Genomic DNA, 13,452 nt, shown 5'->3' with positions numbered 1-13,452 from the left:
TACGAATGACTAAACCAATTAATATACAACAAGCAAGTTATTTTTCAGATACGCCTTTTGGCCACCTGATGCAGAAACGTATTCACAAGGTACTGCTTATCTGTAGTGGCTATGATGCCTTCATGCTGGATGAAGACGGGCGGATCGATGAGCAGATATTCAACGAATATGTTTCGCTTAACCTTAGGTATCCTCCGCAGTTTATTCATGTTGAAACATCAGAAGAGGCACTGGAAGTATTGAAATATGACCAGATTGATTTGGTAATTACCATGCTGAGTATCGGTGGTATGGATCCTTTTTCGATGGCTAAGAAGGTCAAGGAATCATACGAGTCTATTCCAATAGTTGTGCTGACACCTTTTTCAAGGGAAGTGTCGGTACGCATGAGCCGTGAGGATACCAGTGCGATCGACTATGTATTTTGCTGGCTTGGGAATGCCGATATTATGCTGGCCATTATCAAGCTGATAGAGGATGAAATGAATGTGGAGCATGATGTTGAGGAAGTTGGTGTACAAACCATTCTTTTGGTGGAAGATTCAGTACGTTTTTACTCGAGTTACCTGCCACTTATTTATCGTATTATCCTTAAGCAGGCTAAAAAGTTTATGGATGAAGGCTTGAATGAACACCAGAAGATGATGCGCATGAGAGGACGGCCAAAAATACTGTTGGCACGAACTTATGAAGAGGCGGTTGAACTGTATGAAAAATATGAAGACAACCTGCTGGGAATCATTTCAGATGTATCATATAACAAAGATGGAATAAAGGATACAGAGGCAGGTATTAAACTGGCCAGGCATGTTAAGGAGCGTAACAAATACATGCCTTTTCTTTTGCAATCATCAAACAGGAGCCTGGAACGTGTAGCCAAGGAACTTAGAGTCGGGTTCCTTTACAAACACTCATCATCATTGTTACGTCGACTGAAGCATTTTATCAATAAATACCTGGCCTTTGGTGATTTTGTTTTTGTTGATCCGAAAACAGGGCTTGAAGTAGGGCGTGTGAGTAACCTGAAAGAGTTGCAGGAAAAACTGTTTCAAATACCTGATGAATCGCTGTTCTATCACTTTCAACGAGATCATGTTTCAAAATGGCTCAATGCCCGTGCACTGTTTGCAGTAGCTGAGGTGATCAAGTATTTAAAGGTGGAGGACTTTGGGGACCTGGACGCCACAAAACGCTTTTTGTTTGATACAATTGCCAATTTCAGGTTTAGTAAAGCCCGTGGGGTTATTGCTAAGTTTTACCGCGATAAATTTGATGAATACCTGACTTTTACACGTATTGGTGATGGTACGATAGGAGGTAAGGCGCGTGGCCTGGCTTTTCTTAATCTGTTGATCAAAAAATACAACGAGTTTCACTCTTTGGATAATGTGATTGTTACCATTCCACGGACTGTGGTGCTGAGTACCGATGTATTTGAGGAGTTTATGGAGGTTAATGAACTTTATCCACTGGCATTGTCAGAGGCGAGCGATGAAGAAATATTACAAGCATTTGTCAAGTCGCGTTTACCTGAGCGAATACATGGTGATCTTTATAAACTGATATCCATATCCAAAGGCCCTATTGCTGTTCGTTCCTCAAGTGTGCTGGAGGATAGCCATTATCAGCCCTTTGCAGGCATTTATTCAACTTACATGGTTGCCAACAGTGATGTTGAAAACATAGTGCTTGATCAGTTGTGTGACGCCATTAAGTGTGTTTATGCATCTGCCTTTTATAACTCGAGTAAGCGATACATGGAGGCTACCATGAATGTTATTGATGAGGAACGCATGGGTATTGTTTTACAGGAAGTGGTCGGGCAGCGACATGGTGATGTCTTTTATCCTACCATTTCAGGAGTGGGGCGTTCGGTCAATTTCTACCCTATCGAACCGGAGAAAGCTGAGCATGGTACTGTTAATGTAGCCATGGGGCTGGGTAAGCATATTGTGGAAGGAAGTGCTTCATTAAGGTTCTCGCCTAAGTATCCGCAAAAGATATTGCAGTTGTCAAGTACCGATATGGCAGTGCGTGAAACACAAAAAAGCTTTTTTGCCTTAGACATGAAATCGTCTAGTTTTTCCCCTTCTGTTAATGACTCTGTAAATATTGTGAAGTTGGATCTGAAAGCAGCTGAAGCCCATGGTACACTGCGCTGGTTAGGCTCTGTATATGATTATAACAACCACATGATTCGTGATGGATTAACAGCTAAAGGATTGCGCCTGGTAACATTTGCCAATGTACTTAAATACGATGCCTTTCCACTGGCACCTATTATTGAAAAGGTACTGGAGATCGGTCAGAAAGAAATGAATCAGCCGGTTGAGGTGGAGTTTGCTGTTGACTTGCAGGTTCCGACAGGACAGCTGCCGGTTTTTTACCTGTTGCAGATAAGGCCCATTGTTGATTCAAAAGAATCAATAGCTGAGAAGCTTGAGGAAATAAAGCCTGATGAGACAATTATACATTCCAGATCAGCACTTGGTAATGGTGTTATAGATGATATTCAGGATATCATCTATATTAAATCAGATAATTTTAATCCGGCCAACAATACCAAGCTGGTCCCCATCATTGAAAAACTAAATGCTCCATTCCATGCCGATAACAAGCCCTATGTTCTGATTGGCCCTGGTCGTTGGGGTTCGCAGGATCCATGGTTAGGTGTTCCGGTAAAGTGGACGCAGATATCGGGTGCCCGTTTGATTGTTGAAACAGGGCTTGAAAATTACCGCGTTGATCCGAGTCAGGGAACTCATTTCTTTCAGAACCTGACCAGTTTACGCGTTGGCTATTTTACGGTTACGCCATCCATTGGCGACGGGTTTATTGATACGGAATATCTGGATGCTTTACCTGCCGTTTATGAAGATGAATATATTAGACATGTTAGATTAGATAAGGTTTGTTGCGTTAAGATCGACGGGCAGAAAGGAATTGGTGTGGTAATGCCGCCAACCGAAACGAAAGTTATTGAACCTGATGAATCATCTGACTTTAATTTACATTAACAAATAAGTGGTAGTATGAATTTGGATAAGTTTTTGATCAACCTTCAGAGAGTTAATTCCAATGAGCCTGAATTTATTCAGAGTGTAAGAATATTCCTGACATCTGTTCAGGAATGGATCAGTGATGATTACCGATTGAATAATGCCGCTATTCTTGAGCGTTTAACAGAACCAGACCGTGTGATCATGTTTAAGGTCCCATGGCTGAATGATGAAGGAAAGGTTGTTGTTAACAGGGGCTATAGGGTGCAGTATAACAATGCACTTGGACCTTACAAAGGAGGTTTGCGTTTTCATCCGGCTTTGACTTTGGGAACTGTTAAGATGCTGGCTTTTGAACAGGTTTTTAAGAATAGCCTTACATCACTGCCATTGGGAGGAGCAATGGGAGGAGCTAATTTTGACCCAAAGGGAAAATCTGAAAATGAGATCATGCGCTTTTGTCAAAGCTACCTTTTACAACTATGGGATGTATTAGGCGATGACATTGACATATTGGGAGGTGATATAGGTGTGGGAAGCCGTGAAATTGGCTTTATGTTTGGAATGTTTAAAAAACTATCGCACCGTCATAATGGAACTTTTACCGGTAAATCGCCTGATTGGGGAGGAACGAAGCTCAAAGCAGAATCTCATGGCTATGGAGTTATCTATTTCCTGAAATCACTGTTAAAAAGGTATGATGACTCACTGGATGGCAAAATCATTGCAATTTCGGGTTTTGGAAATATGGCCTATGGTGTCATTAAGAAAGCAATTGCATTGGGTGCCAAGGTGGTCACGGTTTCAGGACCTGATGGATATGTTTACGATCCGCAGGGTATTGACGAACGAAAGCTGGAGTATCTGCTGGAGTTGCGGGCGACATCACAGGATTTAATAAGGCCCTATTCTATTGAGTACCCCGGCACCATGTATTACGAGGGTAAAAAGCCCTGGGAGGTTAGCTGTGATATTGCTATTCCATGTGCCATTCAAAATGAAATAGGTATTAATGAGGCCGAGAGTTTATTGAAAAACAAGTGTGGCTACCTGATCGAAGGAGCCGATCAGTCATGCCTGCAAGAAGCCGTTGAGTTATTTACCAGCCAGGGATTGGTATATGTACCCAGTAAGGCCGCTAACGTAGGTGGAGTAGGCATCTCATCCCTTGAGTTGGCGCAAAATAACATGAAAGTAAACTGGTCAGAATCGGAAATAGATAGTCGCTTACAGGATATTATGGAACGTACTTATCAATTATGTTGTAAATACGGATCAAAGCCCGGCGGACAAACCGATTATTTAAAAGGTGCCAATACCGCCGCCTTCCAACGTGTTACTGAGGCTATGATGGACCAGGGGGTGATATGAAAAAAGACCAGCTTCCGCTGGTCTTATATGTTTTCTGTAACTATTCTTAGTTTACTTGTTAGGGACGATCAAAGGTATACTTTCGCTTAATGAAGCATTGATGTTTGTATGCAGATACGAGTCAATCTGATAGAATTGAGTGGCCACCTTAAGGCTTACTTTTTTCTTAAGTAGCTTGTAGTATTTGAACTTCAGGTCCTGACGCTGTTTGTTTAACTTATGCAGTCCGCTGATGTTTTTATCCAGGTTTTCGGCAGATACCTCTTCCGGATTTGTGAGAACAGCCTGGAGTAACTTAATTCTCTCATTACTAAGTGTTTTTAAGTCGACTTCGTATTGGTCATAGATAGACCAGAACAGTTCACTTTCCCCTGTAGTCAACTCAAGGTTTTGTGCGTAAAATACCTTGATCTCAGATTTTAAAATCGAAGTTATCAGACTGATCTCCTGATCAGTAGTTTGTGCCTTTGTGGTGGAAAGCGTCAAAAGGCAAATTCCCATCATGAACAATAATCTTTTCATAGTTTAATTTTGTTATCGGTTAATTGATATGCTAAAATAAACCAAAATGGTGATATATTTGTTTTAATATAACTCAATAATTTAACGGAATTTGGAGAAAGTCTTATTGAAATGAAACTTTATTGGTGAAGCAACTTGAATTGAGTTAATTCATCTAACCTTAAACAAATGAATAGATAATGAAAACAAAACTGAATTTTTTATTAGCTACTGCTCTGGCATTTACTGTCTATGCTTGTTACCCGGGCGGGGCTGAGTATGTTGATGAGCTGGATACATCCATTTCAAAATTTGATCCTGATTATGACTTCGATAATTTAAGTGGAGAAACATACGCTTTGCCCGAGGAGATTCTTCATATTAAAGATGGAGATGAAGTTGAAGATCCGGATCGGGTGCATGATGCAGATATATTGGCTCAGGTGACAAGAGAACTGCAGGCTTTAGGGATGACTGAAGCTGTTGGAGATACGACGCTTGCCGTAGCCATTGTAATTATTGAACAAAACAACTCTGGTGCTGCCTGGATTCCCGGCGGTGGCTGGTGGGGTGGTTGGTATCCATGGTATCCCGGTTGGGGATGGGGTGGTTACTACCCATGGTATCCGGTTTATTACAATTTTAAAACGGGTTCAGTGGTTATCGAAATGGCCGATTATCAAAACAAAAACCTTGAAGAAGAAACAGTTCCTTTGGTATATACCGGAGTTTTGGATGGGCTGATTCAGGGAAGTCAGGATTATGCTTCATTCCGTATTGAAAGGGGTATTGATGAATTGTTTAATCAGGCACCGTTTTAACTAACATTTACCTCAACATATTAATTAGAAAGAAATGAAATTAGTAAAGTCTTTATTAATAGTTGCACTTACGTTAGTAAGCATTGGGGTAAGTGCACAAAACAAAACAAACGCATATTATGGTATGGCCTTACCAATGGGTGATACCAAAGATTATATCAATCCCGCCAGTTTCCGTGGTGGTAATATTGAGTTTGAAAAGTTAGTTAATCCAAGTGTAGGTGTTGGATTCCTGGTTGGATGGAATACTTTTTACGAAGCGATGGACAGAGATACCTATCCAATCGAGAATGGTGCTATTACCAGTAAACAGTATCGCTATTTAAATGCTATTCCTATTCAGGCTACAGGAAAGTACTATTTTGCCAGCGATGATGCCGTTATAAGACCTTTTGTTGGATTGGCTGCAGGTACCTACTATATGGAACGCCGTGTGGATAATGGTTTGTTCTCAACAAGTGATAAGGGATGGACATGGTCGCTTGCTCCCAAAGCAGGGATATTAGTACCATTTAATTACCGAACCAGCTTAGCCATTAGCCTTGATTACAGCACATCCTTTAAATCATCTGATCTGCCTCAACAAAACTGGTTAGGGATCAATGTAGGATTTAGCTGGGATTACTAAGCTTAATTTTTAAAGCTATTAGAAGATAGAGAAGATAATACTTCTAAAAATTGATAGGCCGCCCCAATTTAAGGGGCGGTTTTTTTGTGCCTTCGCTTTTCTTATATCTGTGAGTTCTCAAAGGATATCGGATCTCTTTTGCAGTTAAAATGTATTGCTCTCACGATAATAAGGCTCATTTTAATATATAAGCGGGATAAATACTTTTGTAAATATCTTACATAAAAAAGAGGTTGCCTGGGGCAACCTCTATACACACAGGAATTGTTGGGAGGAAAATAACTCTCATAACGGTGACAAATGTCTTCTTTTAGCTTCACCTGCCGGTTACCTCTTTGTTATTTATAGTTTAAATAAAGATTACCAAGTGTTACTTAATTGTTAATGTCAAAATGGCGTTATTTTTTAATATTATCAGACAAAATGACATCAGCTAAAGGTAAAACTCTGACAGTCTGACCTGTATGTCCAATTGGCATCATCATTGAAATAGGATAGACACAACAGAAAACAATTAAAAATTTAAATAATAGGAGATTTTATCATGAGATTAGTAAGATTTAACAACAGGTATCCACAATCAGGAAGTTTATTAAACCATTTTTTTGGTAATGAATTAGTGAATGATTCAGATGTGTTTAAAGGTGGTCAGTATTACAACACACCAAAAGTCAACATTAAAGAAACAGACGATGCTTTTAGTATTGAGGTAGCGGCTCCCGGGTTTGATAAAAAAGACTTTAACGTTGAGATTGACAATAACATTCTGACGATTGAGGCTAAGAAAGAGGCTAAGAAAGACGAAAAAGGCTATTCGCACTTTGAGTTTAACTATGGTTCCTTCAAACGTTCATTTACCTTACCAAAAGACAAGGTAAAAGAGTCGAACATTGAAGCAAAGTACGAAAACGGCATCCTTAATATTGCCTTGCCTAAGAAAGAAGAGGCGAAGCCTCAACCAAAACGATTAATTGATATCGTATAATCAATAGAATGCCCCGGGGTTTGGCTCGGGTGCTGTTCTCTGTCAACTAATAATTAGAGTAGAGACGCAAATAGAGTGACTTTTTCATATGGATGTGATTTGGGCTGCCGAAAGGCAGCCTTTTTTTGTGCAATACGCCCCGCTTTTCAGAAAGGTATGTATGCTTTCTTTAGCATATACTGATGTGGTGGGTTAAGTGTTTTTATGGTATCGATTGTCTTTATTACAAACCAAGCTTAACAACAATGAAATACTTTAACCTTATACCCTTTCTTTTTCTTGTCATGCTGTTAACATCATGCGAAAGTCTGTTAGACGAAGCCCTTTATGGTCACCATGAGGCTAATTGTAAAGTCGTTGAGCAATCATCTGTCAGAAAAATTACCGAAGGTAAAGCAGTTATGGATGTTAAGGTGAAAAACAAAGGGCAACTGGATGCTTGTAACCTTACCGTCACAGCAAGCCTTAAAATGGGCGATATGGTGATAGAGAAACAAAGCGTTGATGTTGGTTATTGTCTTCCAAAGCATCCAAAACAGTGACCATAACCTTTTACAAAATCATTTATGGCTCAGAGTATGACTCTGTTGATATCAGCCTGTGGTACGATGAGGTTGAGCGAGACGAATACAACGATGACAACTGGTCGTATTAATCCCTGCTCTTAACTTTATTATCTTGAGTTTTTGTGTCTAAACATTAATATAATTTACGCTTTTTGCGCGTATATTTTCCACCAACACTATTTAGAGGATTGGCGCTTTCGCTACAAGGTACTGCAGGACGACGGCCGCCGGAACGTAACCTGGTACGTTGATTAAACTCAAATATCAGTGATAATTCATGAGCACCTGCCGTTGACCATCCAAGGCTTCCGATGGTTATATCATAACTGTATCCCACTCTTATGGGTCCGAGGTCATAAGCCAACAAGGCTATGATCGCATCCTGGTTGACAGCGGCACTTCCTTCTGCCTTATTTATGATGGGTAAGCCCCGGTACCATACGCCAATTTCAAGAGGAGAATTGTGCCAGTAAACACCCAGGTCCACTTGCTCAAATTCAGCCTGTCGCTGATATCTGAAACTGGCTGAAAAGGCATGTTGTGCTCTGTTTCGGCGATTTTCACTCCAGATGTTCATCCCGCCAAATACTGTGTATTTTAACTCAGCTTTTGATTCCTCATTGAGGAAGGTATAGTTGGGTTTAGCAAGATGATCGACAGTTACTCCGATCCAGTACTTTGGCGAATACAGAAATACTGAACTGGCCAGATCGATATAATGAATTTGATCATTTGAAAGGCGATTGTATGCACCTGTTGAACCTCCTGATAATGGAGGCTGATCAGGGAAGATCGCTTTTGTAAAATCAACGCTTTTATTGCCATAGGCAAACTGAACGGCCGGTATTACCTGCCAGTAATCCGATAGAATCAGATTATAGGAGTATTGAAAAGCAGCATTTGTTGTGGTAAGTCCTGCACTACCAGCTTTGTCCTGCATGAGATAGAAGCCAATGCCGCTATTGAATGACGGAAAAAAGTTGTCAAATGAAATGGCATATGTTGAAAAGGCTTTTGATACCTCAGGCCACTGGTTGCGATAATTCACAATCAGACGTCCACCATCGGTCGACCCGGCCAATGATGGGCTGAGGTACAGTGGATTGGCGTAGAACTGCGAAAAATGCGGGTCCTGTGCCTTGCTCACCACCGATATGAGGAATAAGAGTATATATATCGTTTTTTTCATTACCTGAATAGTGTTACATCACCTGTTTTTACTTCCATATTACCATTTGAGAAGCGACACCTGACTTTCCAGATGTAAACGCCGCCAGGACATATTTTATCCCTGTGATAACCGTCCCAGCCAATGTTAATATCCTGACTCTCAAATATCAATTCACCCCAACGGGTGTAGATGCGCAATTCATACTCAACAACACCTTCGACCACAAACGGGTAAAAGACAAAATTGTCAGATGAACCTGGTTTGTAATGTCCGCCCGACGACCCGGCCGGGTTAGGGGTAAAGGCATTTGGAAAACTAATGCTGCCGGCTTCCTCTGCAATAACGGCTTCTCTCATGACGTATTCATCAATACATCCTTGTTCGCTTATTGCCTGAAGGGTTACATCGTAAACACCTGCATTTTCATACTGGTATTGTATCGAGTGGTCGGTAGATGTTGTTCCGTCACCAAAGTCCCACAGATAGCTTGTCGCTCTTTCTGACAGGTTGATGAACGAAACAGTTTCGGGTAGCTTAACCAGTGTTGGCCTTACCTCAAAATTCGCAAAGGGTTTTTCGTAAACCCATACTTCAACATTGTCAGCCTCAACCATTCCTCCAGGACCTTCAGCCATTAATTTCACCTTGTACCTGCCTGCAGTGTGATACGTGTGCTCGGGTTCTTTCTCTGATGAAACATTACCATCGCCAAAGTCCCAAAAATAGGTGTGTGCATCAACTGTGTTATTGTAAAACTGCACAGCAAGCGGAGGGCAGCCTTCGGCATCAGGACCATAATCCAGAGCCGGTAATGTTGGGTAAATAGTAAGCATTTGCATCAATGAATCAGCACAATGTTCACCATTAACTCTTAACCAAACTTCATATTCACCCGATACTCCATAGGTATGGGTTCCGGGATCTTTCACATCACTGGTTTGTGAGTCGCCAAATTGCCAGTGGTAATTCCATCCGTTGCCCTGTGTCTGGTTGTTGATAGTAATTGTTGATTCAGGCATTTGTAATTCCTTTGGCGTAAGGGTATAAGCCGGAACCGGTTTTCTGTAAACTGTCACAGACGTATAGGTAGTGTCACTGCATCCATAAGGTGATTCAGCAATCATCTCAACCTGGTAATTCTGATCTTCAAGCGTGTTATTTAGGTATTCATTATGTCCGTTGAATGCATTTGATGTGTTGCCATCACCAAAATTCCAGGTAAACTGATTGGCACCGACGGAGTTGTTGAGTAAACTCTCGAAATAAGGCGTACATCCGGCACCACCGTCAGAAATGGAAGCCACGACCTTTGGATAAACATTCAAATAATGCAGACTTGAATCTTTACAGCCATATTCGTTTTGCACTATAAGTTTAGGCTGGAACGAAATAGCTGCTAATTCAGGATTTACATAAGAATGACTGGTATTTGAAGTGCCGTTTCCATCTGATATCGCCCCATCGCCAAATATCCAGGTGCTAGAGCTTGCACCTGTAGATTGATTGGTAAACTGAACTTCAAAAGGAGAACATCCTTCGTTGTCAGATAGCTCAAACTGACTTTGAGGAGACGGTAATACCCTCACATTTGCTTCAGATGAATCACGACATCCGAATGCTGAACTTGTGTGCAACTTAATGGTAAACTCTTTGGGGTTGCTTTCAGTATTTTCAAATATATGGCTTGCAATGTTGGCTCCATCCAGTGATTGACCATCTCCAAACTCCCATTTGTAAGAATAGGCCCCGGGTTCAGCCACCATATCAACCTTTAAAGGATGACAGCCTTCAACTGGTGAAACATCAAATCCGTATTCAACCAATGGATAAACCGTCACATATTTATCTAAGGTATCACGGCATCCGTATGCATTGCTTGCAATAAGCTCGACATTATATGACTGCACATAAAGTTCGGAGTTAACATAGGTGTGAGTGGCATTTTCTACAGTACTGCTTTCCCCATCGCCAAATACCCACTCATAAGTACTTGCGCCTTCAGATAAGTTTGTGAACTCTAATTCCAAAGGACTGCAGGCAGGCTCTTCATCGTTTTCAAATTCCGCTATAGGGGTGGGAAGCACCTTGATATTGTACTGGCTCGTGTCGACACAGCCATAGTTGTTTGACGCCCTTAACTCGATTGTATAATCGACCGGGGAAAACGTGTTGTTGACAAATGTATGACCCGGATTGCTTTGGTTTGATATGAAGCCATCGCCAAAGTCCCATAAATATGTATCTGCGTCAGTTGAGGTATTGCTGAAAAGAACCTCGGTCGGACTACATGATTCATCATCAAAAGGAGCCACACTGGCAACAGGTACCGGATAAAATTCCACACTGACAGTATCTCCCGCCATACAGCCGTTATTATCTTCTACCCAGGCAAATTCATACATGTCGGGCGAAGATACTGTGACATTGCTTGATGCCAAACCGGCATCTGAAAACAAGGCTGTACCACTGCCTGAAATTTGTTTCCACATACCAATCCCTATGTCGGCATTTGCCACTAGAAGATAGTTAAGCCCACATGTATCCGCATCATTCATAACAGATGGCGTAGGAAGCTCAATAAAGGTGATCGTTACTTCGTCGATGTCGGCACAGCCCTTATTATCCTCACTCCAGGCAAAAATGTAGTCGCCGTATTGATCAACATTAACAAGAGCATTCGGATCATTAACATCAGAAAAACTGGCAGCTCCCGGACCGGATGTCAGGCTCCATTGTCCTGAACCGACAGATGGAATGGCTTGTAAAGTATAGCTTAATCCACAGGCATTATCATTGGCTCCGGCCTCACTGACAGGTTGCTCGTATACGTTGACATAAACGCTGTCCACATCTTCGCACCCGTATGAATCACGTACCGTATACTGGTATTTGTAAAGTCCTGGTGTTGCTGAATTAAACACTGGGTTTTCAATGTCTGTAGCCGAAAGAAGATCGACGCGGTCACCACTCCATTCATGAAAAACAAAGGTGCCTGAGCCGCCAACAGGGTTAGGCTCCAGTGTTTGGTTGAAACCTGAGCAAAGTATTAAATCTTTATTGAGAAATTGTATGCTTACCGAATCTACACCAATGGTAATGGTTTGCTCATCATAGCATCCGTTGCTGTCTGTGACACGGTAGCTTAATATATATGTACCTTCAACGGTTGTTTCAAATAAGGGATTGTCAATGTTGACATCATTTAAGGGACTTGTGTCCCCTGTCCATAGGTGGGTGTATGGCACCAGACCCTGTGTTGGATTACCATTGATCTGAAGCTGGGTGCCAGGACATAAGTAGGCTTCCGGTCCTGTTGATACGTTTGCTAATGGAGAATCCAATACGGTAATTATTGTTGTTCCGGTAGCACTGCAGCTATTGCCATCTTCAACATAATATTGTATGGTATGAGTGCCCGGTCCCGCCAGGGAAGGATCAAATTCACCCGTCCACTCATCGGTAATACCAGGGCCCGACCATTGTCCTCCCGGGGTAACAGGGGTGAGAATAACCGGGTTATCATTTTCACAAAATGGCCCAACAGGAGTTATGCTACCATCTGGGTCATCAACTATCAGTACAATGGCCGTGGTGGTAACCGGTGGGTAACCCTGGTCGTAAGGGTTACAATAATTCCAGTTGTTTAATGTCACTTCAAACTCATCGCCTACCGCCCTTCCCGCAGGAACAAATATGGGTAAAGCCTCATTCCAGGGAGCTGTCGGAGCCAGAATAGGTTCTGAAGTTACATCAATAGATCCTGTATAAGGGTATGATCTGACTACTCCGTTAACCTGTGCATTATCAATGAAGTTAGGAGCGCCATTGTTGGTTCCGTAAATCCATTGAATCCAGCGTTTGTAATTATTGGGTGTATCATCTTCGTCAGGCGGAACACAGTTCCATTGGCTATTGTCCATAAAGGTTACGCCTCCACTGTTGCCAACACAAATAGGGAAGACCCGCGGGTCAATGGAAATCTCACCACCGTTCTTGTCGTCTGTATCCCATACGATGACCGTTTCAGAGCGTAATGAATTCTCGCATATAACGCCATCAACAACAATGTATAACTCGGGATTATAGTGGCACTGGTCACTATCGTAATCGTGTGTCATTAAAGGTACTGCCCATTTTTTTGCGGCAGCATCAACCAGGCTGGCTGCTATAAATTCCACATTACCATCGTCCCAATCAAATAAAAACTCGACTTGTCTGCCACTGATGTCTTCAGCCAGAGTGTAGAAAGGTTCCCACTCAACAGTAACAGGCGCACAAAGGTTATAGGGTGTGAAAGGTCCGCCCCTGGTTAATACATTTACATTGCATTCCTGAGACTGTCCATTCAAAAAAGGATATAGTATGCCTAATACTATTAAAATTGCTTTTATTTTACCGTCCATAAGCATT

General features: G+C 41.7%; 9 protein-coding genes. 6 read left to right on the top strand and 3 right to left on the bottom strand.

The genetic code is table 11. The features are described 5' to 3' along the window. Positions 1–5 precede the first annotated feature (5 nt). Together ACRD69_RS01420 and gdhA are read left to right on the top strand one after the other, a co-directional pair. Positions 6–3,017, top strand: a complete 3,012-nt coding sequence (locus ACRD69_RS01420) for a PEP/pyruvate-binding domain-containing protein (RefSeq protein ID WP_430813271.1) — start codon at positions 6–8, stop codon at positions 3,015–3,017. 15 nt (positions 3,018–3,032) lie between these two features. Beyond that, the gene (gene gdhA, locus ACRD69_RS01415) at positions 3,033–4,370 is read left to right on the top strand and encodes an NADP-specific glutamate dehydrogenase (RefSeq protein WP_430813270.1); all 1,338 of its coding nucleotides are present in this window, start codon (positions 3,033–3,035) and stop codon (positions 4,368–4,370) included. 51 nt (positions 4,371–4,421) lie between these two features. Here gdhA and ACRD69_RS01410 read toward each other — a convergent pair whose 3' ends face one another. Then, entirely contained in the window at positions 4,422–4,892 is a 471-nt protein-coding gene (locus ACRD69_RS01410) for a hypothetical protein (protein ID WP_430813269.1), read from the bottom strand. A 179-nt stretch (positions 4,893–5,071) separates the two neighbouring features. Here ACRD69_RS01410 and ACRD69_RS01405 point away from each other — a divergent pair, with 179 nt between their 5' ends. From ACRD69_RS01405 to ACRD69_RS01390, 4 genes are all read left to right on the top strand, one after another. Next, on the top strand, positions 5,072–5,692 hold the full coding sequence (locus ACRD69_RS01405) for a DUF4136 domain-containing protein (protein ID WP_430813268.1): 621 nt from the start codon (positions 5,072–5,074) through the stop codon (positions 5,690–5,692). 34 nt (positions 5,693–5,726) lie between these two features. Next, positions 5,727–6,320 (top strand): outer membrane beta-barrel protein, encoded by a 594-nt coding sequence (locus ACRD69_RS01400; RefSeq protein WP_430813267.1) that lies wholly within the window; start codon positions 5,727–5,729, stop codon positions 6,318–6,320. A 544-nt stretch (positions 6,321–6,864) separates the two neighbouring features. Beyond that, the gene (locus ACRD69_RS01395; RefSeq protein ID WP_430813266.1) at positions 6,865–7,305 is read left to right on the top strand and encodes an Hsp20/alpha crystallin family protein; all 441 of its coding nucleotides are present in this window, start codon (positions 6,865–6,867) and stop codon (positions 7,303–7,305) included. Between the two features lie 245 nt (positions 7,306–7,550). Continuing rightward, entirely contained in the window at positions 7,551–7,847 is a 297-nt protein-coding gene (locus ACRD69_RS01390; RefSeq protein ID WP_430813265.1) for a hypothetical protein, read from the top strand. A gap of 157 nt (positions 7,848–8,004) precedes the next feature. Here the strand turns inward: ACRD69_RS01390 and ACRD69_RS01385 are convergent, their stop codons facing one another. Both ACRD69_RS01385 and ACRD69_RS01380 read right to left on the bottom strand, forming a co-directional pair. Next, the gene (locus ACRD69_RS01385) at positions 8,005–9,060 is read right to left on the bottom strand and encodes a PorP/SprF family type IX secretion system membrane protein (RefSeq protein ID WP_430813264.1); all 1,056 of its coding nucleotides are present in this window, start codon (positions 9,058–9,060) and stop codon (positions 8,005–8,007) included. Beyond that, positions 9,060–13,445 carry a PKD domain-containing protein gene (locus ACRD69_RS01380; RefSeq protein ID WP_430813263.1) on the bottom strand — a complete coding sequence of 1,462 codons (4,386 nt, stop codon included), beginning with the start codon at positions 13,443–13,445 and terminating at the stop codon, positions 9,060–9,062. Before ACRD69_RS01380 ends, ACRD69_RS01385 begins: the two co-directional genes overlap by 1 nt. Positions 13,446–13,452 lie beyond the last annotated feature (7 nt).

This window comes from Carboxylicivirga agarovorans, assembly GCF_050589845.1.
GTDB classification, from domain to species: domain Bacteria; phylum Bacteroidota; class Bacteroidia; order Bacteroidales; family Marinilabiliaceae; genus Carboxylicivirga; species Carboxylicivirga agarovorans.
Note: the sequence above shows the minus strand (reverse complement) of the source record. Positions and strands in the feature narration are given on the sequence as shown.

Excerpts from the sequence above, each read along its gene's own strand:
- ACRD69_RS01420 (WP_430813271.1), top strand. The coding sequence starts at position 6 with ATGACTAAACCAATTAATATACAACAAGCAAGTTATTTTTCAGATACG.
- gdhA (WP_430813270.1), top strand. The coding sequence starts at position 3,033 with ATGAATTTGGATAAGTTTTTGATCAACCTTCAGAGAGTTAATTCCAAT.
- ACRD69_RS01410 (WP_430813269.1), bottom strand. The coding sequence starts at position 4,892 with ATGAAAAGATTATTGTTCATGATGGGAATTTGCCTTTTGACGCTTTCC.
- ACRD69_RS01405 (WP_430813268.1), top strand. The coding sequence starts at position 5,072 with ATGAAAACAAAACTGAATTTTTTATTAGCTACTGCTCTGGCATTTACT.
- ACRD69_RS01400 (WP_430813267.1), top strand. The coding sequence starts at position 5,727 with ATGAAATTAGTAAAGTCTTTATTAATAGTTGCACTTACGTTAGTAAGC.
- ACRD69_RS01395 (WP_430813266.1), top strand. The coding sequence starts at position 6,865 with ATGAGATTAGTAAGATTTAACAACAGGTATCCACAATCAGGAAGTTTA.
- ACRD69_RS01390 (WP_430813265.1), top strand. The coding sequence starts at position 7,551 with ATGAAATACTTTAACCTTATACCCTTTCTTTTTCTTGTCATGCTGTTA.
- ACRD69_RS01385 (WP_430813264.1), bottom strand. The coding sequence starts at position 9,060 with ATGAAAAAAACGATATATATACTCTTATTCCTCATATCGGTGGTGAGC.
- ACRD69_RS01380 (WP_430813263.1), bottom strand. The coding sequence starts at position 13,445 with ATGGACGGTAAAATAAAAGCAATTTTAATAGTATTAGGCATACTATAT.